The organism is Christensenella hongkongensis, from assembly GCF_000981035.1.
GTDB classification, from domain to species: Bacteria; Bacillota; Clostridia; order Christensenellales; family Christensenellaceae; genus Christensenella; species Christensenella hongkongensis.
Genome location: NZ_LAYJ01000068.1, coordinates 179,624 through 201,958 on the forward strand (window position 1 = coordinate 179,624; position 22,335 = coordinate 201,958).

General features: G+C 48.2%; 17 protein-coding genes, 2 tRNA genes and 3 rRNA genes. 7 read left to right on the forward strand and 15 right to left on the reverse strand.

The features are described 5' to 3' along the window. Positions 1–131 precede the first annotated feature (131 nt). A complete protein-coding gene (locus tag CHK_RS04440; RefSeq protein ID WP_046442810.1) occupies positions 132–551 on the reverse strand; it encodes a MerR family transcriptional regulator in 420 nt (139 codons plus the stop codon). A gap of 112 nt (positions 552–663) precedes the next feature. Here CHK_RS04440 and CHK_RS04445 point away from each other — a divergent pair, with 112 nt between their 5' ends. Further along, complete coding sequence (locus tag CHK_RS04445) at positions 664–1,515, forward strand: aldo/keto reductase (protein WP_046442811.1); 852 nt, start codon at positions 664–666, stop codon at positions 1,513–1,515. 80 nt (positions 1,516–1,595) lie between these two features. Here CHK_RS04445 and CHK_RS15570 read toward each other — a convergent pair whose 3' ends face one another. From CHK_RS15570 to CHK_RS04470, 5 genes are all read right to left on the reverse strand, one after another. Beyond that, a complete protein-coding gene (locus tag CHK_RS15570) occupies positions 1,596–2,420 on the reverse strand; it encodes a Cof-type HAD-IIB family hydrolase (RefSeq protein WP_052740317.1) in 825 nt (274 codons plus the stop codon). Further along, positions 2,408–3,583 carry an aminotransferase class I/II-fold pyridoxal phosphate-dependent enzyme gene (locus CHK_RS04455; protein WP_046442812.1) on the reverse strand — a complete coding sequence of 392 codons (1,176 nt, stop codon included), beginning with the start codon at positions 3,581–3,583 and terminating at the stop codon, positions 2,408–2,410. Before CHK_RS04455 ends, CHK_RS15570 begins: the two co-directional genes overlap by 13 nt. Next, entirely contained in the window at positions 3,580–4,077 is a 498-nt protein-coding gene (locus CHK_RS04460) for an Lrp/AsnC family transcriptional regulator (RefSeq protein ID WP_046442813.1), read from the reverse strand. Before CHK_RS04460 ends, CHK_RS04455 begins: the two co-directional genes overlap by 4 nt. Before the next feature lie 158 nt (positions 4,078–4,235). Next, entirely contained in the window at positions 4,236–5,651 is a 1,416-nt protein-coding gene (locus tag CHK_RS04465; RefSeq protein WP_046442814.1) for a 2-isopropylmalate synthase, read from the reverse strand. Between the two features lie 17 nt (positions 5,652–5,668). Then, the gene (locus CHK_RS04470; RefSeq protein ID WP_046442815.1) at positions 5,669–6,862 is read right to left on the reverse strand and encodes a pyridoxal phosphate-dependent aminotransferase; all 1,194 of its coding nucleotides are present in this window, start codon (positions 6,860–6,862) and stop codon (positions 5,669–5,671) included. A 254-nt stretch (positions 6,863–7,116) separates the two neighbouring features. Between CHK_RS04470 and CHK_RS04475 the strand changes: the two genes are divergently transcribed. Then, complete coding sequence (locus CHK_RS04475) at positions 7,117–8,007, forward strand: DegV family protein (protein ID WP_046442816.1); 891 nt, start codon at positions 7,117–7,119, stop codon at positions 8,005–8,007. Between the two features lie 294 nt (positions 8,008–8,301). Then, a complete protein-coding gene (locus CHK_RS04480; protein WP_052740319.1) occupies positions 8,302–9,174 on the forward strand; it encodes a glycerophosphodiester phosphodiesterase in 873 nt (290 codons plus the stop codon). Between the two features lie 36 nt (positions 9,175–9,210). On the opposite strand, the gene msrB is transcribed toward CHK_RS04480, so the two are convergent. Together msrB and msrA are read right to left on the reverse strand one after the other, a co-directional pair. Further along, positions 9,211–9,699: a peptide-methionine (R)-S-oxide reductase MsrB gene (gene msrB, locus CHK_RS04485; RefSeq protein WP_046442817.1), complete on the reverse strand. Its 489-nt coding sequence runs from the start codon at positions 9,697–9,699 to the stop codon at positions 9,211–9,213. Then, positions 9,659–10,180: a peptide-methionine (S)-S-oxide reductase MsrA gene (msrA, locus tag CHK_RS04490; protein WP_046442818.1), complete on the reverse strand. Its 522-nt coding sequence runs from the start codon at positions 10,178–10,180 to the stop codon at positions 9,659–9,661. Before msrA ends, msrB begins: the two co-directional genes overlap by 41 nt. Positions 10,181–10,343: 163 nt before the next feature. Between msrA and CHK_RS04495 the strand changes: the two genes are divergently transcribed. The 4 genes from CHK_RS04495 (at position 10,344) to CHK_RS04510 (ending at position 14,915) form a co-directional block, all read left to right on the forward strand. Then, on the forward strand, positions 10,344–11,252 hold the full coding sequence (locus CHK_RS04495) for an InlB B-repeat-containing protein (protein WP_046442819.1): 909 nt from the start codon (positions 10,344–10,346) through the stop codon (positions 11,250–11,252). A gap of 177 nt (positions 11,253–11,429) precedes the next feature. After that, positions 11,430–12,731, forward strand: coding sequence for a hypothetical protein (locus CHK_RS16565; RefSeq protein WP_052740321.1), 1,302 nt, complete (start codon positions 11,430–11,432; stop codon positions 12,729–12,731). Between the two features lie 115 nt (positions 12,732–12,846). Then, a complete protein-coding gene (locus tag CHK_RS04505) occupies positions 12,847–13,425 on the forward strand; it encodes a TetR/AcrR family transcriptional regulator (RefSeq protein ID WP_046442820.1) in 579 nt (192 codons plus the stop codon). Further along, complete coding sequence (locus CHK_RS04510; RefSeq protein ID WP_046442821.1) at positions 13,422–14,915, forward strand: phytoene desaturase family protein; 1,494 nt, start codon at positions 13,422–13,424, stop codon at positions 14,913–14,915. The genes CHK_RS04505 and CHK_RS04510 overlap by 4 nt, the downstream gene beginning before the upstream one ends. Positions 14,916–15,027: 112 nt before the next feature. Here CHK_RS04510 and rrf read toward each other — a convergent pair. From rrf to CHK_RS04545, 7 genes are all read right to left on the reverse strand, one after another. Next, a 5S ribosomal RNA gene (rrf, locus tag CHK_RS04515) occupies positions 15,028–15,144 on the reverse strand. A 272-nt stretch (positions 15,145–15,416) separates the two neighbouring features. Next, positions 15,417–18,337: ribosomal RNA gene (locus CHK_RS04520) — 23S ribosomal RNA — on the reverse strand. A 207-nt stretch (positions 18,338–18,544) separates the two neighbouring features. Beyond that, a tRNA-Ile gene (locus CHK_RS04525) sits at positions 18,545–18,621 on the reverse strand. 40 nt (positions 18,622–18,661) lie between these two features. Further along, a tRNA-Ala gene (locus tag CHK_RS04530) sits at positions 18,662–18,737 on the reverse strand. A gap of 133 nt (positions 18,738–18,870) precedes the next feature. After that, positions 18,871–20,406: ribosomal RNA gene (locus CHK_RS04535) — 16S ribosomal RNA — on the reverse strand. Together the 16S, 23S and 5S rRNA genes with 2 tRNA genes alongside form the textbook arrangement of a ribosomal RNA operon. A 285-nt stretch (positions 20,407–20,691) precedes the next feature. Next, positions 20,692–21,576, reverse strand: coding sequence for an SPL family radical SAM protein (locus tag CHK_RS04540; RefSeq protein WP_046442822.1), 885 nt, complete (start codon positions 21,574–21,576; stop codon positions 20,692–20,694). A 4-nt stretch (positions 21,577–21,580) separates the two neighbouring features. Then, positions 21,581–22,330: an N-acetyltransferase gene (locus tag CHK_RS04545; protein ID WP_046442823.1), complete on the reverse strand. Its 750-nt coding sequence runs from the start codon at positions 22,328–22,330 to the stop codon at positions 21,581–21,583. Positions 22,331–22,335 lie beyond the last annotated feature (5 nt).

A 22,335-nucleotide genomic window follows, 5' to 3' on the forward strand; every position in this document is an offset into this window, starting at 1 on the left:
CAAAACAAATTTATACCGATATCCGTAGCCCCAGGCTTATTAACGCACCTGCCAAAATGCCGGACGCCGCTCAGTTCCATGCACTTTGTTTGACAACGCCTCGTTTTTCCAAAAGAACCGCATACTCCCACTTAAGCCGTGACCGATTGCTCCGTCTTGTTCCACGTGGAGGGATTTGTGTCATCGGCTATACGTTTATCCATGATTTCCTGGTAATGCCCGACTTTTTGCACCATATAATCGTATACCCGCTGTGCATCATCCAGACGTGATTTTGCAATCTTCATTTGTTCCTGGATGATTTCAAAGCGCCGGGCTATTTCGTCTTCCCCCCGCAAACATAAATCGCAGTATTCCTTAATCGATTCAATAGACATCCCACACGCCCTGAGATTCTTAATACCAATCAGCCAGTTGACAGATTCTTCATCAAAAATCCGCCGGTTACCTCTACCCCTTCTACAAGGAAAGAGATTGATATCGGTGTAGTAACGGATCGTATGCTCCGTCATATTAAGCATTCCGGCAACCTGTTTTATTGAATATTCCATTATTTTTTCTCCTGAAATTTAAAAAAACGCTTGACTTCGAGCTACTCGAACTTGATATGCTAATGATAACACAAAATCATATTGCTTACAATTAAGAAAAAAGGAGAAGAAAATGGAATATCTAACTTTAAACAATGGAATTAAAATGCCGATTCTTGGATTTGGGGTGTACCAGATACCAGATCATACCGAATGCGAACGATGCGTTTTGGATGCGATTGACATAGGGTATCGTTCGATTGACACGGCCCAGGCGTATTACAATGAGGAAGCGGTTGGCAACGCCGTCAAAAAAAGCGGCATTTCCCGCAAAGAAATGTTTATTACCACTAAGGTATGGATATCAAACGGCGGTTATGAAAAAGCCAAAGAGTCTATTGAAGCGTCTTTGAACAAACTTCAGACGGACTATATAGACCTTCTGCTGATCCACCAGCCATTTAATGACTACTACGGAACTTATCGCGCCATGGAAGACGCTTACAGATCCGGCAAACTGAAAGCGATTGGCGTGAGCAATTTTTATCCGGATCGGTTCATTGACCTTGTCTCTTTTGTGGATATCCCGCCTGCTGTCAATCAAATAGAGATGCACATATTTCATCAACAGATACAAGCGCGGGAGATCATGAAGAAATATGGTACAAGAATTGAATCGTGGGGGCCTTTTGCCGAGGGCAAAAATGATTTCTTTCGCAACGAAATACTGATGGAAATAGGAAAACGGCATGGCAAAAGCGTAGCGCAAACAGCCTTGCGTTTCCTGATCGAGTCCGGTGTGGCCGTAATACCCAAGTCAACACATAAAGAACGTATGGCTGAAAACTTTAACGTCTTCGATTTTTGCCTATCGGCTGATGACAGGAACAAAATAGCAAGCCTTGATACGGAAACAAGCCTGTTCTTTTCCCACTATGCTCCTGAAACAGTTGAAATGCTTATAAACATGGTGAATAAACAGTAAAACAAGAAAGCTCCCCTTTTTCACGGGAGCTTTCTTGACATTGGAAACCGTCTGTGCTCCCGCTGCCGTTTTTGATCGGTTTACTTTCCAAAAATAAATTTATCGATGGCTTTTGCAACGCCGCCGCTTCGCACGTCGCTTGTCACATAGTCGGCAGCTTTCATTGCCTCAGGCATGGCATTGCCCATCGCAACGCCTATGCCCGCAGCCTCCAGCATACACACATCGTTACCGCCGTCGCCAATCGCCATTGCGTTCTGCTCAGTGTAACCATAAAATGACGCAAGCTTGCGAATCGCTTTGCCTTTGTGAACGCCCAGTTTATTAAATTCAATGTTATCCGCATCGCTGCGAACGATATCGTAGCACCCTGCAAAGCGCTCGGCAATTTCCTGCATTGCCACGCGCCCTTTTCCGTCCGGCGCCCACACAAGTACTTTTTGCACATCGCCCGGGATTTCCCTGAACAGCTCGTCTTCGTCCTGCATTACCGTGACCGGAAGCACACCGTCGTTGCCCTGCTTCCATTTGTCAAACAGCCGTTGGTATGCGTCCTGACTGGTGCAATAAATGTGATTGTCGCAAAAAAGATACCGCTTCACTCCCGCGCCTTCGTAGGCGGCAAGAATTTCCCTTGTATCGTGCAGGGGAATATTATCCTGGAAATACGATTTTTCAAGATCGCGGATATCCGCGCCGTTGCACGTGATGATCGGCCCGTCGATATTTAGTATACCAATCCATTTTTTTGCCGTTCCAAGTATCCTCCCCGTGGCGATCGTCACCTTGACTCCCGCAGCCTGCGCCCGCCTGATCGCATCCAGGTCTACCGGTGCGATACTGCTGCCAATGTCCGCGATGAGCGTTCCATCAATGTCCAAAACCAATAGCTTTATTTCCTGCATTCTTCTACAAACTCCGCAATCCTTTTCAGTGCCTCTTTTAAATTATCCATGGACGATGCGTACGAACAACGCATAAAGCCTTCGCCCGCCGCGCCAAACGCCGTGCCCGGTACGCATGCAACGTGCTTTTCGTTGATCAGCTTGTGGCAAAACTCCTCTGAGGTCATTCCCATTCCAGATATATTGGGGAACACATAAAACGCCCCCTTCGGTTCAAAGCAGGAAAGCCCCATTTTCTGAAAGGAATTATACACAAACGTCCTGCGCCTGTTGTAATCCGACACCATTTTCCCTACCTGCGCAAAACCGGAATCAAGCTCGTGGCGCAAGGCCTCCTCGCCCGCGTGCTGGCTCATGGTAGGCGCGCAAAGCATGAAATACTGGTGTATTTTTACCATTGCGGCGATCATGTCCGCCGGACCTGCAGCATAACCAAGCCGGAAGCCCGTCATGGCGAACGCCTTGGAAAAGCCGTTAATCACTACCGTACGCTCATACATTCCCGGCAGGGAAGCAATCGAGCAATGCCTGCCGTCGTACGTGAGCTCCGAATAAATTTCATCTGAAATAACGAACAGATCGTGCCTTTCGATGATATCCGTCAGCGCACAAAGCTGTTCCTTTGTCATAATCGCTCCGGTGGGGTTATTTGGATAAGGCAGGATAATCGCCTTTGTTTTCGAGGTAATTGCCGCTTCCAATGCCTTCGGCGTAACTGTAAACGCATCGCATTCCTTCGTTTCAATCGGCACGGCGACTCCGCCTGAAAACGTCACGCCTGGCATGTAGGATACATACGAAGGTGCAGGAACCAGAATTTCGTCCCCCGGCTCGATCAATGCGCGAAACGCAAGATCAAGCGCTTCGCTTGCCCCCACCGTTACAATCGTCTGCGACTTCCAGTCATACCCGATGCCATACCGCTCGTCAAGGTAACGGCAAATCAATTTGCGCAACGCAGGATTGCCGTGGTTTGACGTATAGTGCGTGAACCCGCGCTCAATGGAGGCGATAGCCGCCTCGCGCACGTTCCATGGCGTTACAAAATCCGGCTCGCCCACCGACAGCGAAATAATATCCTTCATCTCACTCGCAATATCAAAAAATTTCCTGATCCCGGAGGGCGGCATTTCTTCTACTGTTTTTGCGATAAAGTTTCTCACGGGGTGACCACCAATCTTTCGTCCGTTTCTTCTCCAACAAGGATAACGCCCTGTTCCTTATATTTACGCATGATGAACACTGTCACCGTGCGCGTTACGCCGTCGATCACCGCCAGCTTTTCAAACACAAACTTTGAGATATCCTTCATGCTGCGGCTTTTGATGCGCACGCAAAGGTCGTAAGTGCCCGCCATGAGGTACACCGCGCGCACCTCGTCAAATTTATAGATGCGCTTTGCAAGGTCGTCATATCCGTAATCGCGCTGGGGAGTCACTTCCACTTCAATCAGGGCCTCCGCATCCTCTTCTTCCGATACGACTTCGCGGTTCACAAGCGCGCTGTATTTTACAATCGCCTGCGCTTCTTCCAGCTCGCGCGTGGCCTGCTCAACGGCATCTGCGGGAACATCCAGCATCAGTGCAATTTCTTCTGCCGTTGTTTTTGCATTGTCTTCCAGAATATCAAGGATTTCCAGTTTCAAATCTTTCTTCATGACAACCTCCATTGGTAAAAATAAATTAGGGCTATTGTATCACGTTTTATACAATTCGTCGAGCGCCACCGGTTCACCGGCTCCGTTTGCACCCGCGCTGCCTGCCAAGATGTAAAAAGGCGGACAGGAACCCCTCCTGTCCGCCACATCCATTCCAACTATTTTTCGATTCCGTCCGCGTGAGTACAAAGCGCCGCGTATGTGATCATATCTGCATCCTTGATGATAAGCTCAAGCTCGTTATCGCCAAACGACGTCGTCCTTCCTTCTGCATACTGCCGGTCTACCTCGTCTTTGATCTTTGCGACAAGCTCCGAATTTTTATCGATCCTGTGGCCTTCCTCAAGCTTGAAATGCGCATTGATCCAGTGCGCGATCCCCGCAAGTCCTGAATGCTCTCCAATCACCACAGAAACCGGGCGGCCGAGTATTTTATCCGTATTAAAGATATTGTATATCTGCTCGTCCTTCAAAAGTCCGTCCGCGTGGATTCCCGCACGTGTGGAATTGAAATTCCTGCCCACAAAGGGCGTGCGCGGGCTGATATCATATTTCAGTTCTTTCTCAAAATAATCCGCAATCTCCGTGATGGCCCGCAGGTCCATGCCGTCCTGCGTTCCCTTGAGCTGTACGTATTCAATCGCCATCGCTTCGATCGGACAGTTGCCGGTGCGCTCGCCGATTCCGAGAATCGAGCAGTTGACCGAGGACGCGCCATACAACCATGCTGTCGCCGCATTACATACAACCTTATAAAAATCGTTATGCCCATGCCATTCCAGAAGATTAGACGGAACGTGCGCGTAAAACCGCAAGCCATAAACGATCCCCTGTACGCTTCTTGGCAGGGAGGCGCCCGGATAGGTCACGCCGTAGCCAAGCGTATCGCACATACGGATTTTGATCGGAATACCGCTTTCCTGCCGCAGCTCCATCAGCGCACGCGCAAACGGAACGACAAACCCGTAAAAATCTGCGCGCGTGATATCCTCAAAATGGCACCGCGGGACGATGCCCATATCAAGCGCATCTTTTACAACGCCAAGGTATTTATCGAGCGCCTGCCCCCTTGTCATCCCCATTTTGTTAAAAATGTGGTAATCCGAGCAGGATACGAGGATTCCCGTTTCCTTGATGCCCATATCCTTTGCGAGCGCAAAATCTTTTTTGTTCGCGCGGATCCATGTTGTGATTTCCGGGAAATCGTACCCAAGCGCCATACATTCTTCAAGCGCCTTGCGGTCTTTTTCCGTATAAACGAAAAATTCGCTCTGGCGGATGATGCCCTTTGGCCCCGACAGCTTGTGGAGAAGCTTATAGAGGTCTACCACTTCCTTCACCGAAAAAGGCGTACGCGCCTGCTGTCCGTCACGGAAGGTAGTGTCTGTAATCCAGATATCATCCGGAAAGTGCATGGGTACCGTCCTGTGGTTAAACGTAATTTTCGGCACCTCGTCGTAATTGAACATATGGTCGAACAGGTTCGGCTTTTCTATATCCTGCAAGGTATAATTGTAGTCGTTTTCCTGCAACAGATTGGTACGCTTATATCTGTTTGTATTTTCTTCCGCCATTTTGGTTTCTCCCTGTATTAGTCGAGCATCGCCACAAATTCGGCAATGCGTCCGATTCCTTTTTCGATTGCCTCACTCGAGATCGCATAAGAAAGCCTTACAAAATCATCCGCGCCAAACGCCGCCCCCGGTATGACCGCTGTAAGCTTCTTTTCCAGAAGTTTTTCAGCAAAGCCCACAGAATCTTCGATCACTTCCCCGTCAATGCTGCGCCCTTTGATCTTGGAAATGTTGAGCATCACATAGAACGCGCCCATCGGCGTCAGGCAGCTCAACCCGTCGATCTCATTAATCAGCTTCACCATCATTTTCCTGCGCGAGTCAAATTCCTCACGCATCTTTGCGATTTCGTCCTGAGATCCCACAAGTGCTTCCACACCCGCAAACTGTGCAACAGAACACGGATTTGAGGTCGCATGGCTTTGATAGCTGCCCATGACTTTCGCAATCTCCGGCGTGCTTGCCGTATAGCCGATCCGCCATCCTGTCATTGCATAGGTTTTGGACAGCCCGTTCACCAGAATGGTACGTTCGTACGCATCCTCGCTGACGTTTGCAATGCTCAGGTGCTTGTTTCCATCATATACAAGCTCTCCGTAAATTTCATCCGACACGATAAAAAAGTCGTGCTTTTTGGCGATGGCCGCAATATCATCAATCGTTTTTTGCGAATAAATACAACCGCAGGGGTTGGACGGATTGTTGACGATGATCGCTTTTGTCTTATCCGTTACGGCCGCCTCGATATCCTCTGCAAGCGGTTCAAAGTTGTTGGCTTCCTTGGCTTCGACATAAACCGGCACTCCATCCGCCATTTTGACAAGCTCAGGATACGTAAGCCAATAGGGCGAGATCAGGATCACCTCATCCCCCGGATTGAGGATCGCCTGAAACGCATTGAACAGCGAATGCTTCGCACCGTTTGAAATCACGATCTGCGACGTCTCATAATGAAGGTCAAAATTCTTTTTCAAATTCGCACATACTGCTTTTTTAAGCTCCAGAGTGCCGGACGCCGGCGTATATTTTGTCATGCCGATTTTAATCGCTTCGATTGCCGCGTCTTTGATATGCTGCGGCGTATCAAAATCCGGTTCTCCTGCGCCAAACCCGACCACGTCGAGCCCCCGCGCCTTCATGTCCTTCGCCATCGCCGTGATTTTGAGTGTGAGAGACGGCGAAATTGCAAGTGCCTTTTTTGAAAGTTGCATTTTATACCTCCATGCGATCTATGTTAAGATCAATTATAATATCATATCATTTGCTTTAACTACCGTTATCAGCATATCTATTCTAATACAAACCATCTGGAAACGCAATAGGATTCCTTTGTTAAAAATGCAAATTTTGGAAAATAATTTTTCGTTTTGAGCCTGCAGGATCGGAAGGTACAAATCCCTTGCAATTTTACCCCCTAAACGATACAATATTAGTAGATTATTTTAACGAGATTGGAGATATTTTGATGGCGGATTATGTATTGACCTGCAGCTCTACTGCTGATCTTCCCACCGCTTTTGTGAAAGAACATGGCATTGGGGTTCTTTTCTATCAGTTTTTCATGGACGGGAATGAATATTATGACGATCAGGGCGTGTCTATTTCAACACACGATTTTTACGATAAAGTGCGCGCCGGTTCCATGCCGACAACATCCATGGTAAACACGGAACGTTATGTGGAATTTTTCACGCCATATCTTGAGGATGGAAAGGATATCCTGCATCTGGAATTTTCTTCCGGATTGTCAGGCTCTTATAACAATGCCCTGATGACGGCTTCCCAGCTGATGGAAAAATATCCCGGCAGGAAGATTAAAGTCGTAGACTCCCTTTCCGCTTCGCGCGGTTACGGCCTGTTCGTGCATCTCGTTATGCTGAAAAAGGATGAGGGCGCGACAATCGAGGAAGCCTATTCTTATGCGGAAGATTTAAAATGGAAAATCACGCATTGGTTTGCAGTTGAAAGCCTGGAGCACCTGAGGCGCGGCGGGCGTGTTTCCCGCGCCAGTGCATTTCTTGGAACGATGCTCAACATCAAACCTGTGCTCGAGTTCAATAATGAAGGAAAAATCATCCCCGTGGAAAAAATCCGCGGCAGGAAAAAATCGCTGATCGCGATGGTCGACAAAATGGAAGAAGACATCGATAATCCGGACGGGCAAATCGTGTACATTGGCCATGGCGATGCGCCTGAAGATGCGGAATATGTATCAGGGCTCATTAAAGAGCGTTTCCCGACCATTCAAGAAACGTTCATTAACTATACGGGCCCGGTTATCGGCGCTCATTCCGGTCCGGGCACGGTCAACATCCACTACGTTGGAAAACAGCGTGTCGATATTGATTTTAAATAGTAAAGAAGGCTTGCAAAAAGCTCTTGCCCGGGCGGCAAGGGCTTTTTGTCGGATTAATGGAAAAATAATGCTTCGGCAATCATTGAACCGCAGCGCACATTGTGCGTATTGCGTATGATGATAGTTGCCTTATCGTAGTTTCCTGCAAATTGGCGTTTGTGCCGTTTGGCAAATTGCATTGGATTTTACGCAATCTTAAGAAACTTTTCAAAATTTCTACCTTGTATTTTTATTTTTGCACTATATACTGGGTACAGGGTAATGAAAGAAGTCAAACAAGGAGTTTTATCAAAAATGGTTTTTAAAACCTCGTTATTGCCGCTTATATTTGCTATGATTGCAGTTGCAGTCGTGATTCTTGACCGCATAATGTCAAGAGCGGCGCCGCCAAAACAAAAAACATGGCTGACCGATTATAAATATGCGCACAGAGGACTGCATAATGCTGTATTCCCCGAAAATTCATTGCCTGCGTTCAGGAACGCAATCGAGCATGGATTTGCAATCGAGCTTGACGTCCATCTGTCAAAGGACGGCCGTATCGTCGTATTCCATGATAAGGATTTGAAGCGGATGACAGGCACAGAGGGATGCGTGAAGGATTTTACCTACGAACAGCTGCGCCAACTCCGTTTAAACGGCACGCAATACGGAATCCCGACCTTGGATGAAACGCTGGACCTCATCGGCGGACAGGTGCCGATTCTTGTTGAGATTAAAAAGAAAGGCTTTGCGGGCGAGCTTGAGCGCAGGCTTTATGCCAGAATGGAGCAATATGAAGGAAAATACGCTGTACAGTCCTTCTCTCCGTTTTCGATCAGGTGGTTCAAAAAAAATGCGCCTCATATTTTCCGCGGGCAGCTTTCATGCAATTTTTCCTTTTGCAAGGAAGATTTTCCCCGGATGAGCGCAGTGCTTCGCTTTTTTGTGACAAAGCTTTTGTGGATCGTCCAGCGGCTGAATGTCAACTTTATATGCAAGCCCAATTTCATCAGCTATGAGTTCCACAAGGTGAATACAAGGTTAATTCGCCGCCTCCGGAAGAGCGGTGCACCGATTTTTGCATGGACAGTACGCAACAAAGAGCAATACGAGTTGGCAAAGCCTTACACCGACTCTGTTATCTTCGAAGATTTTACACCGGACATGCGGCGCTATTACAGATAAACGAAAACAAAAAGGCCATTTCAAAATGGCCTTTTTTTATTTCTTATTTTCTGCTTCCCGTTCCCTGCTCTTTAAATATGGCAGCAGATAGGAGTATCCTTCCACTTCGATATCCTCTCTGGGAATAAAGCGGATTGCAGCTCCATTAATACAATACCGAAGCCCTCCCCGCTCCTCAGGCCCATCCGTAAATACATGCCCCAGATGAAAATCGCCGCCCGTGCTGCGTACTTCCGTACGTACCATTCCATGAGACGTATCATTTTTTTCTCTGATGCTCGCTTCATCAATGGGCTTTGAAAAGCTTGGCCATCCGCAGCCGGATGAAAATTTATCGTAAGAAGTAAACAGTGGTTCGCCTGTTACAGCATTGACATAAATACCTTCCGCGTCACTATCCCAGTACTCGCTCGAATAAGGCGCTTCCGTCCCATTATTACACATGACGTCATATTGCCGGGCTGTCAGCCGTTTTTTTAATTCCTCATCGCTTGGACGGTTGTAACTGCCTGTAGGTTCCCGCATACTGAAACGCCTCCTTTCCAATATGGCAATATCCGTTTGGGTTTCTTTCCAGATATTTCTGGTGATAACCTTCCGCCGCATAGTAATTCCTGAGCGGCATGACCTCCGTAACAATCAAATCCTGATATTTTTCCTGTTCCCGCGCTGCAAAGGCCTTTATCACCGGCAAATCACTTTCATCAATGTAGTAAATTCCCGTACGGTACTGTGTTCCCACGTCGTTTCCCTGACGGTTTTTCACGGTAGGATTAATCACATTAAAATAAAGCTCCAATATTCCGTTCAAATCAATCACCGATTCGTCATACCGGAGCCAGATTGTTTCCGCAAAATTTGTGTTTCCGCAACAAACGTCGTCATAGCTTGGATTTGGTATGATCCCATTGGCGTATCCTACCTGAGTGTTCAGCACGCCAACCACATTATCAAAATATTTCTGCATCCCCCAGAAACATCCCCCTGCCAGAAAAATTTCTTTCATGCCCTTTATGCTCCTTATGTTCTTTTTTTATTTATAAACCGTCTTCGCAACAAATCATAACTATTTTTGCTGGAAATATTAACTTTTTTGAAACCTTACCCCGAAAAGATTGACACTTCTTTGCATTCCTTATAAAATCATAATATATATTGAGGAGAGTGTTATGAAAAAACTTTTTGCTTTGCTGCTGGTCATATTGGTTATGTGCAGCGCGGCGCCTGCTTTGGCAGCGCCCGAGAGTTCTTCTTCATCAGGTGGTTATGAAGTAAAAGCAATTATCGAGCCTGAAAACGGCGGGAGCGTTGAAGGCGCGGGCAGCTATTCCAAAGGGAAAAGCGCGGTGCTGACTGCCACGCCGGCTGATGGCTTTATTTTTGTTGGATGGTATCGCGAAGGGAAGGAAGACGCTGTAAGTACCGATCCCCAGCTAACCTATGACCTTGAGGAAACCCGTACCTATATTGCAAGGTTTGCACAGAAATACACTGTGGGCCTTGCCGTATCTCCCGAGGAAGGCGGCAGCGTTTCTCAGAGCGGGAGCGGCGAATATATGCTGGATGACTCTGTAACGGTTACCGCAACGCCTGCCGAGAATTATTCTTTTGTTGGATGGTATACGGATCCTGCTGCCAAAGATCCAATCAGCACGGATGCCAGCTATACATTCCAGATAGCAGACAGCGTAACGCTTACGGCCAAATTTTCCGCCACCTATACCCTTGACCTGATTGTTACGCCCGAAGGCACCGGAAGCGTAGTCGGTGCGGGCCAATATGCGGGTGGCAGCGTTGTGACGATTGGCGCATCACCAGCCAAGGATTACCGGTTCACAGGATGGTATGATTCCCGCGCTCCCGGTAAGATCATCAGCACCGATCCGGAATATAACCTCAACCTGGATGAAAACCGTACGCTTGGCGCGCAGTTTGATCGAAGTTATGGTTATATCCTGATGTGGGTTGCCATATGGATCGGAATTGGATTTGCAGTGTTTGTGATCGTCATGAGGACAATACGGCGTATTCGTATGGTGCGCAGGAGAAGGCGCAGAAGGCCAAGAAGAAGATTCTAATCAATAATATAAAACGGACCTTTCAAAAGGTCCGTTTTTTTATGCCGGCAGGCTGTCACAAAAAGTCGTATATTTTTTTAAATAATTCCGGTACGGTATTATTTTGTGACCGCTTTTGTGACCGCTGGCTGGTATGATAATGACATAGAAAGAAATTAACAGGATGGTATATAGATTATGAATCAGACAAAGAAGAATGGAAAAAAGAAAAAAACAATTATCGTAGTGGCAATGGTTTTGTGCCTGACTCTTTGTATGGGTTCTGTTACAGTCGGCAGTGCCGGAAATAATACCATACCGGAAACAGTTAATATCAGCGAACCGAATGTTCCGTTGGCTGATCCTTCCTCCCTGACGGGTGAAGATGCTGATGTGGATTCGACACAGGATGTTCCCGAAACTGCGCCTGTTGCATCTGCAGTCACAAATAATGCAGTAAATACAGATAACAACGCTGAAACCGTGCCTGTTGCCGCTCCGACCGTCGTTCCTGCTCCTGAGCCGTCTGTAATTCCCGAGCCGTCCGTGACTCCTGAGCCGTCTGTAATTCCCGAGCCGTCCGTGGCTCCTGAGCCGTCCGTGGCTCCTGAGCCGTCCGTGGCTCCTGAGCCGTCCGTAACTCCCGAGCCGTCCGTGACTCCCGAGCCGTCCGTGACTCCTGAGCCGTCCGTAACTCCCACTCCCGAGCCGTCCGTGACTCCTGAGCCGTCCGTAACTCCAGAGCCGTCCGTGACTCCCGACGATGACGATAAAATTACAGGTACGAACCTTGATATCACATTGGGATATGCTGAAAGAGTGATTGACGGATACAACAAATGTGAAACGAATGCAGAACGCCAGGAATATCTCGGAATCAACAACAACAACTTTTCCAACGACACATTCCGCGCTAAGCTCGCAGAGTTGATGGGAAAATATTACAGCTTTCCGCTGACCGTTGACAGCAACGTGCAGTCTCAGGGCGCTTACTGCCAGGACAAAGACCTGTATTATCAGGTATATTTCGTAAAAGATGGCGACAGCCGCGCTGCAGTTGTATATGCGTCAGAAGCATCTGGCCTTGACAGCGGTAACCGTTGGGAGGCATGGATGGTCTATCAGAACGGTACATGGTTTGAAAGCCAAAAAACACATAGCTACAATGGCTCTCACCAGTCGACCAGCGTTTCCGGCCTCAGGGACAAAGACATCTCGTACGTGTCCGGAATGGTTCAGGACGGTACGCAATGGCTCCCCGCAGGAACGATTGCAGAGGAAGCGAGCGAACAGGCCCCTGAAGAAGAAGTTCAGTCCATGTCGTTCGAAGCCGTTTGTGAGGCTCCCGTTGCTGCGACAGCACCGCCTGTAGAGGAAAACATGGAAATCGAATCACAGGACGAACAGGATGCTGCTGCAGATGAAAAGGACATTGAAGTACCCGCAATGGATACAACCGAACAGCTTTCACAGGATGAAACGGCATCTGTTGAATTTTAAACCAATACAATTACCATGCACCGGAGCGATATATGCTCCGGTGTTTTTTTATATTGACATTCTACGTGGGAAATTATATTATTGAATTATAATTCAATGAACGGGCATTCAATATATGAGTAAACGAGAGGAACAAAAGCAGCAGCGTCGAACACAGATTTTAGGCACAGCCCTCGACCTTTTTATTCGAAAGGGATATACCGCGACAAAAATAAGCGATATTTCGCAGGCGGTGGGAATGAGTGTCGGGTTGCTGTTCCATTATTTTTCCTCCAAAGAAAACCTGTATGAGGAACTGATAAAAATCGGTATGAGCGGTCCCGAATCTATGATGACACAGCTTAACGGACTGCCGCCCCTTACGTTTTTTGAACAAATGTGTTCGCAAATCTTCTCTGCTATTGTGCAGGAACCCTTTGTCGCAAAAATGTTTGTCCTTATGAATCAGGCGTTTTCCAGCGAGGCTACGCCCGAATATATTCAAAAAATGATCCAGAAAGTCAATTACTATGAAGCATCTGTCCCTGTTATGATCGCAGGTCAAAAAGAAAGAACGATACGCGACGGCGATCCATTGGCGCTTTCTGTCGCATATTGGACTGCGATACAAGGCGCTGCAGAGGCTGTTGCGCTCTATGGTATGCCTTGTCCGCAAAGCGAATGGATCGTTGATATTATAAGGAGAAAATCATGAAAAAAGTAATCATCATTGGCGGCGGGATCGCCGGACTTTCCGCAGGCGTTTATGCGCGCCGCAGTGGGTTTGACGTCACAATCCTTGAGCAGCATACGATCCCAGGAGGCAACTCCACCAGTTGGAAACGCGACGGTTACCTGTTTGAAGGCGGCTTGCACTGGCTGGTCGGTTCTTCCGCCGAGGCACCGCTTAATCGTTTATGGCGCGAAACCGGTGCTCTTACAAGCGATACCCACATCTACAATCGCGATCCCTTCCTGACCTATCTGGATGGAGATCAGCAGATATGCTTATACCGCGACGTCAATAGACTGGAGCAGCATTTACTCTCTGTTTCACCCCAGGATACAGACTCAATTCGTTCCCTGTGCAAAGACATCCGTAAGTTCGGTAAAATGAGTATGCCTGTCATGGACATAAAGGGTGTACGGGTGAAGCACAAAAGCGCTCCGCCTCTTTCAATGCTTTTCTCTATGATGTCCGTAATGCCGCGTATGAAGGCGTTGTCAAAAATATCAGCTGCGGAATACGTTGCTCAATTTAAGCACCCTGGAATTCGTATTTTGCTCAAAAATGTTGTGGGCAGCGGTGAATTTGCTGCAAATTCAATTTTGTTTACGCTTGCCGGCCTGTCAGTCGGCGACGCTGGTTATCCAAAAGGCGGTTCCCTTGCAATGGCACAGCGCATGGCGGATTGTTTTACCGGATTGGGTGGGAAAATCCAATATAAAAAACACGCAGCGCAAGTCGTCACAAAGAATGGGGTGGTGACAGGCGTTCTTGTAGATGGCGAAGAGCTCGCCACAGATGCCGTAATCATTACTGCCGATGCCTTGAGCGCAGTGGAGCACCTGTTCGCAGTTCCGTTTCACGAAGCCTGGGCAGACAAAATGCGCAGCGTGACAAAACCTGTACTGAATACCTTTTTATCGTTTGGCGTCGAAACCGATCTTTCCGGCCTGCCTGAAAACTATTTGTTTCCACTTGACGAAACGATTGATTTTGCAGGCGAACAGGTGTCCTTTTTGGGTATCAACAATTATGCCAATTTTGAAGGTTATGCGCCGAAGGGATGTACCCCGCTTACAAGCGTACTGATTGCCGGTGATGAGACTTACCATTATTGGGAACAAGCCAGGCTGGATGGCACCTATACCGCCAAAAAGCAACAGCTTGCAGAGGCAGTGATGGACCGCCTTGCAAAACGCTTTCCTCAAATGCGGGGGAAATTCGTTACATGGGATGTCGCTACTCCGCTTACCTACGAACGCTATTGCAGCACCTATAAAGGTTCGTGGATGACGATCATGGAAGCGAATAAACCGCAGGCCAACTATCCACTAAAATCAGAGTCCCTATCCGGGCTTTACTTCGCAGGGCAACGGATGCAGGCCCCGGGCGGCGTACCAGTTGCCGTATCGACTGGCAGAAGCGCCGTGCAGCATTTATGCAAAGACACGGATACCATATTTGAATGTGAAACCTAAAGTATCAAACAGAGAAACCGTCTGCTACTAGGCAGACGGTTTTTTGATGCAAAGTAAAAAGCCCTTAAGCATTAAGCAAAAGGACCCCTCACATAGGATATTGAAAAATGGAATCCGGCAGCTACCTATCCTCCCGGGCCGTCACCAGCCAAGTACTTTGGGCGTATAGAGGCTTAACTTCTGTGTTCGGAATGGGAACAGGTGGATCCCTCTAGCTATCGCCACCGGAAATTTTATAAACTATTTAATTGTACAGGTCGCTATGCTTCCTGCTTCTTTCCGGCTGTCAAGTACGAAACACATTCGCTATGGGCTCTAACTGCGCCTTCGGCTTGTTATCACCTCATACTCACAGCGTCGCCACCGGAAATTTTATAAACTTGTTTTAAGAATGCACTGCATCGCATTCATTCAAGCACATTGAAAACTAAATAGTAGAAATATTGTAAAGAGATAAAAGTCTTAGTTAAACATATCATATGACTGTGTATCAACATAATGTTGATCAAGCCCTCGGCCTATTAGTACTGGTCAGCTTAATACATTGCTGCACTTACACCTCCAGCCTATCAACCTTGTAGTCTACAAGGGGCCTTACTCCATAAAGGATGGGAAGTCTTATCTTGTGGGGGGCTTCACGCTTAGATGCCTTCAGCGTTTATCCCGTCCGTACGTAGCTACCCAGCGATGCTCTTGGCAGAACAACTGGTACACCATTGGTACGTCCATCCCGGTCCTCTCGTACTAAGGACAGCTCCACTCAAACTTCCTGCGCCCACGATGGATAGGGACCGAACTGTCTCACGACGTTCTGAACCCAGCTCGCGTGCCGCTTTAATTGGCGAACAGCCAAACCCTTGGGACCTGCTTCAGCCCCAGGATGCGACGAGCCGACATCGAGGTGCCAAACCTCCCCGTCGATGTGGACTCTTGGGGGAGATAAGCCTGTTATCCCCGAGGTAGCTTTTATCCGTTGAGCGACGGCAATTCCACTCTCATACCGCCGGATCACTAATCCCGACTTTCGTCCCTGCTCGAGATGTCTCTCTCGCAGTCAAGCTCCCTTATGCATTTGCACTCTAATGAATGATTTCCGACCATTCTGAGGAAACCTTTGGGCGCCTCCGTTACTCTTTCGGAGGCGACCGCCCCAGTCAAACTGCCCACCTGGTACTGTCCTTAAGCCGGTTCACGGCCTTAAGTTAGAATCCTAGTATTAGAAGGGTGGTATCCCAACAGTGACTCTGCGACAACTGGCGTCATCGCTTCTCAGTCTCCCACCTATCCTGTACATCTAATACCAAAATCCAATGCCAAGTTGCAGTAAAGCTCTACGGGGTCTTTCCGTCCTATCGCGGGTAATGAGCATCTTCACTCATACTACAATTTCGCCGGGTACATTGTTGAGACAGTGCCCAAGTCGTTACGCCATTCGTGCGGGTCGGAACTTACCCGACAAGGAATTTCGCTACCTTAGGACCGTTATAGTTACGGCCGCCGTTCACTGGGGCTTAAGTTCCTTGCTTCGCTTGCGCTAACAATTCCCCTTAACCTTCCAGCACTGGGCAGGCGTCAGCCCGTATACATCATCTCTCGATTTCGCACAGACCTGTGTTTTTGCTAAACAGTCGCTTGGGCCTATTCACTGCGACCTATTTTACTAGGCACTCCTTATCCCGAAGTTACGGAGTCATTTTGCCGAGTTCCTTAACAATGCTTCTCCCGATCGTCTTAGGATTCTCTCCTCGCCTACCTGTGTCGGTTTGCGGTACGGGTACCTACTGGTCTTCCTAGCAGCTTTTCTCGCCAGTGTGGATTCACAGACTTCCATACTTATTTTCTGTCCCCATCACACCTCAGTCTTAAAGCAAGGCGTACTTCACTACCTTGCAAACCTCAGTGCTTAGACGGGCTCTACCATCAGCCCGCTTCTGCTATCCTCCTGTGTCACTGCGTCAGTCAAACGACCAGTCGGTAGTACAGGAATATCAACCTGTTGTCCATCGCCTACGACTATACTGTCCTCGGCTTAGGTCCCGACTTACCCTGGGCGGACGAGCCTTCCCCAGGAAACCTTAGGCTTTCGACGGTGAGGATTCTCACCTCACTCTCGCTACTTATGCCAGCATTCTCTCTCGTATACAGTCCACTGCTCCTCTCGGTACAGCTTCTGCCCGTATACGATGCTCCTCTACCGCGCGCATTACTGCGCACCCATAACTTCGGTGGTAAGTTTTAGCCCCGGACATTTTCGGCGCACAATCACTCGACTAGTGAGCTGTTACGCACTCTTTAAATGAGTGGCTGCTTCTGAGCCAACATCCTAGTTGTCTCTGCAATTCCACATCCTTTTCCACTTAACTTACACTTTGGGACCTTAGTTGATGATCTGGGCTGTTTCCCTTTCGACAACGAAACTTATCTCACGCTGTCTGACTCCCGAGTAGGTAATATATGGTATTCGGAGTTTGATAAGGTTCAGTAAGCCGTGAAGCCCCTTAGCCCATTCAGTGCTCTACCCCCATATATCTTCACTCGAGGCTAGCCCTAAAGCTATTTCGAGGAGAACCAGCTATCTCCGAGCTCGATTGGAATTTCTCCGCTACCCACAAGTCATCCCCGCATTTTTCAACATACGTGTGGTTCGGTCCTCCACGGTGTTTTACCACCGCTTCAACCTGCTCATGGGTAGGTCGCCCGGTTTCGGGTCTACAGCATGCAACTTAACGCCCTATTAAGACTCGGTCTCCCTTCGGCTCCGTGACTCCAGTCACTTAACCTCGCTGCATACCGTAACTCGCTGGCCCGTTCTACAAAAAGTACGTGGTCACACTTTCTAATAGTGCCCCCACTGCTTGTAAGCACAAGGTTTCAGGTTCTCTTTCACTCCCCTCCCGGGGTGCTTTTCACCTTTCCCTCACGGTACTATTTCTCTATCGGTCATCAAGGAATATTTAGGCTTGGAAGGTGGTCCTCCCGGCTTCCCACGGGGTTTCACGTGTCCCGTGGTACTCTGGTGCCCATCTCGCTAACTCGTATTTCGTTTACGGGGCTTTTACCCTCTTTGGCTGCACTTTCCAATGCTATTCAACTATATTCGTCAGATCGATTATATGGGTCCACAACCCCGGATGTCCGAAGACTTCCGGTTTGGCCTCTTCCCCGTTCGCTCGCCGCTACTAGGAGAATCACTTTTGTTTTCCTTTCCTCCGGCTACTTAGATGTTTCAGTTCACCGGGTTCCCCCCATATACCTATGAATTCAGTATATGGTAACATCCTGTTAAAGATGCTGAGTTCCCTCATTCGGACATCTGCGGATCAATGTTTGCTTGCAACTCCCCGCAGCTTTTCGCAGCTTGACACGTCCTTCATCGGTTCTTGATGCCAAGGCATTCACCCTGTGCTCTTTATAGCTTGATCTTTCGTCTTTTCTTGATTCTTTTCCTAAGACTCTCGCAAAATTATATCTTACCCTTTTTCACGCTTTGCCTCCGGCTCATTTCTTCGCCGGGCAAACCGCATCTTTGCAGATTAGTTTGTTTGATATCTTTTCGCTTCTCTTTTCGTTTTCTCTACTATTCAGTTTTCAATGTGCTTTGATGCGCTGCCCTCTCCGGACAAAACGCATGGTGGGCTCAAGTGGACTCGAACCACCGACCTCACGCTTATCAGGCGTGTGCTCTAACCTGCTGAGCTATGAGCCCATTTTGTTATTGCATTCGGTGTCTCCCGCTTTCCCACTCTTGGTGGAGATGAGCGGAATCGAACCGCTGACCCCCTGCTTGCAAGGCAGGTGCTCTCCCAGCTGAGCTACACCCCCATTTTAAATCACATACATCTCTGTATGTGCTCTAAAAGGCTTGTATGCAGTTCTTTTCCCTTAAAAACAACAGTACCGAAAAGAAAATCCTCTACTCACTTTGTCCTCATCGTCTTTTCTTCTTACACCCTAGAAAGGAGGTGATCCAGCCGCACCTTCCGATACGGCTACCTTGTTACGACTTCACCCCAGTCATTGATCTCACCTTCGACAGCTCTCTCCTTACGGTTAAGCCACTGGCTTCGGGTGCTCCCAACTTCCGTGGTGTGACGGGCGGTGTGTACAAGGCCCGGGAACGCATTCACCGCGACATGCTGATTCGCGATTACTAGCAACTCCGACTTCATGTGGGCGGGTTGCAGCCCACAATCCGAACTGGGGCCGGCTTTTTGAGATTCGCTTACTCTTACGAGGTCGCTGCCCTTTGTACCGGCCATTGTAGCACGTGTGTAGCCCAAGACATAAGGGGCATGATGATTTGACGTCGTCCCCACCTTCCTCCGAGTTGTCCCCGGCAGTCTCACTAGAGTTCCCACCTTTACGTGCTGGCAACTAGCAACAAGGGTTGCGCTCGTTGCGGGACTTAACCCAACATCTCACGACACGAGCTGACGACAACCATGCACCACCTGTCTCTCTGCCCCGAAGGGAACATATATCTCTATATGCGTCAGAGGATGTCAAGCCTTGGTAAGGTTCTTCGCGTTGCTTCGAATTAAACCACATGCTCCGCTGCTTGTGCGGGCCCCCGTCAATTCCTTTGAGTTTCAACCTTGCGATCGTACTCCCCAGGCGGGATACTTAATGCGTTAGCTTCGGCACGGAGGACTATCGCCCCCCACACCTAGTATCCATCGTTTACGGCGTGGACTACCAGGGTATCTAATCCTGTTTGCTCCCCACGCTTTCGTGCCTCAGTGTCAGTTACAGTCCAGAAAGTCGCCTTCGCCACTGGTGTTCCTCCTAATATCTACGCATTTCACCGCTACACTAGGAATTCCACTTCCCTCTCCTGTACTCAAGCCACACAGTTTCAAGTGCAACCCCGGGGTTGAGCCCCGGTCTTTCACACCTGACTTACATGGCCACCTACGCACCCTTTACGCCCAGTAATTCCGGACAACGCTTGCTCCCTACGTATTACCGCGGCTGCTGGCACGTAGTTAGCCGGAGCTTCCTCCTATGGTACCGTCATTTTTTTCGTCCCATAGGACAAAAGTTTACAACCCGAAGGCCTTCTTCCTTCACGCGGCGTTGCTGGGTCAGGGTTTCCCCCATTGCCCAATATTCCCCACTGCTGCCTCCCGTAGGAGTTTGGACCGTTTCTCAGTTCCAATGTGGCCGATCACCCTCTCAGGTCGGCTACCCATCGTTGACTTGGTGGGCCGTTACCTCACCAACTATCTAATGGGACGCGAGCTCATCCTGCATCGAATGAATCCTTTTACCTCTAAACCATGCGGTTTCGTGGTCTTATGCGGTATTAGCAGTCGTTTCCAACTGTTGTCCCCCATTGCAGGGCAGATTGCTCACGCGTTACTCACCCGTCCGCCACTAAGTATACTCACAGTTCCACCCGAGGGCTTCCCAAAGAGCAACTTCGTTCGACTTGCATGTGTTAAGCACGCCGCCAGCGTTCGTCCTGAGCCAGGATCAAACTCTTAATTAAAATCTTAACATCCCTTTCGGAACGTTTTTAACTAATCAATTGATCAGGCTCCGCTTTCAAGCATTTTCTTTTCGTTCTTGGTACTGTATTGTTTTTTCAAGGTTCGCCGCGTTTTTTGCGGCTTATTTATAATACCAAACTCCCTCCCCCATGTCAACTCCTTTTTTAATTTTTTTTTGAGTTTTTGAAAGGTATTTTTTGGGCATCAAAAAACGCGCTGTCTGCGCGCTTTATCTTGTGCTTTCCATAAGGCTTACCACAACATTTTGAGTTTCTTTTTTCTATTTAAAAGAGACTGAGTTGTTCTGTTTTTTCTTCCGGTTTCTTATATGCGGATATGATATCCTCCATGCGGTACAGCAGTCCTTCCTTTTCGCATTCCATTTTGAAGACTTCATATAACCTCCGTACGTTTGGAGGACTGCAGTTGTACCTGTTTGCATACCGCCTCATATATTGTTTTTTGAGTCCCGGAAATCTATGCTCCAACTGTTCATAATAGTAATCCCTCTGGTTATCGCGCAACGTCACTCCAAAAATTGAATAAACAAATCGCGCCCCATTTCCGGCCGACCTGCGGACAATTTCCCTGACGTTCGTTTCCGTGTCTGTGATATACGGAAGAACCGGTGTAAACAATACCCCTGTAAAGATTCCCGCATCCGCAAGCTTCTTTACCGCCATAAACCGTTCCGAGGATGGACATACATTCGGCTCAATCTTACGCGCAAGCGCATCGTCTGCTGTTGTAATCGTAAGCTTAATGATCGCAGAGCCTCTGCCTGTAATGTTCCGGAGAATATCCGCATCCCGTTCCACCAAGCTGCTTTTTGTTTCAAGTGATACGCCGAATCCGAACCGCTCGAGCAGTTTAAGCGCGCCACGCGTGATATTCAGCTTTCTCTCGAAAGGGTTATAGGTATCTGACATCGCGCCAATCCCAACGACACCCTTACGCCTCTTTTTTCGCAGCTCGGATTCCAGAATTTGAAGCGCGTTCTTTTTCAGCCGCACCCTGTCGAAGTCCTCCACTTGATAGCAATCGCTCCTGCTGTCGCAGTAGATACAGCCATGGCAGCAGCCGCGGTACAGATTCATATTATAGTCGGCGCCGAACCATTCGCTTGTTTTGCCACGTGCCAGGATTGTTTTTGCGGATATCAGTTCCATTCTATTAGAAGCCCTTTTCGTCCAGGAATTTGATAAATTTTTTACCGCTGAACATCTCGTTCGTCAAAAATTCTCCATTATAATAAACTGAATAAGTGGAAAATGGCGAAGGAGCATTCTGCGCTTCTGTCTTATTCTCGATCTTCCTGACTGTAAGAGGCGCGTTCCTTTCCTCTGCAATTTTCTCCAGCAAGGGTATATACTTGATATTCCACGGGCAATGATCTGTGTAGTAGATCACAATACCCTGCTCCTGAATGTTTCCATTCTTTGCATTTTGCCTGAATTTTGGCACTTCCGCATTTTCATCGAACGGGAGATACAGAAGCCTGAAATATGGTGGGGCGCTGTCTGCTACTATAAACCCTTTTTTTATCAAAAACCTGGGATCGGAAAGAAACGGACGTTTCTTGTCGGAAGAGACTGCCACAAGCCCTTTCCTTCCAAGCCGCTTTGCTTCATTAATACATTCTGCAAGAAGCGCCGTTCCATATCCCTGCTTTGCATGGGCTCCCGCAACCCAAAAACAGTCGATGAACAGATACCCATCTGCTTCAACCGGCGCCCATGCGTTTTCCGCCGGAACAAATTCAACAAACGCTTTTCCCCGGCCTTCAAGCTTACGGAATTCATAACCATCGCCAAAACAGCCCTTCATCCATTCCTTTTTCGCCCCGGCGCTTTTTTGATCGGAAATCGCACAGCATATATGCTCATGTTCAATATTATTTTCAGCTACTTTGATAACGTCCATATGCT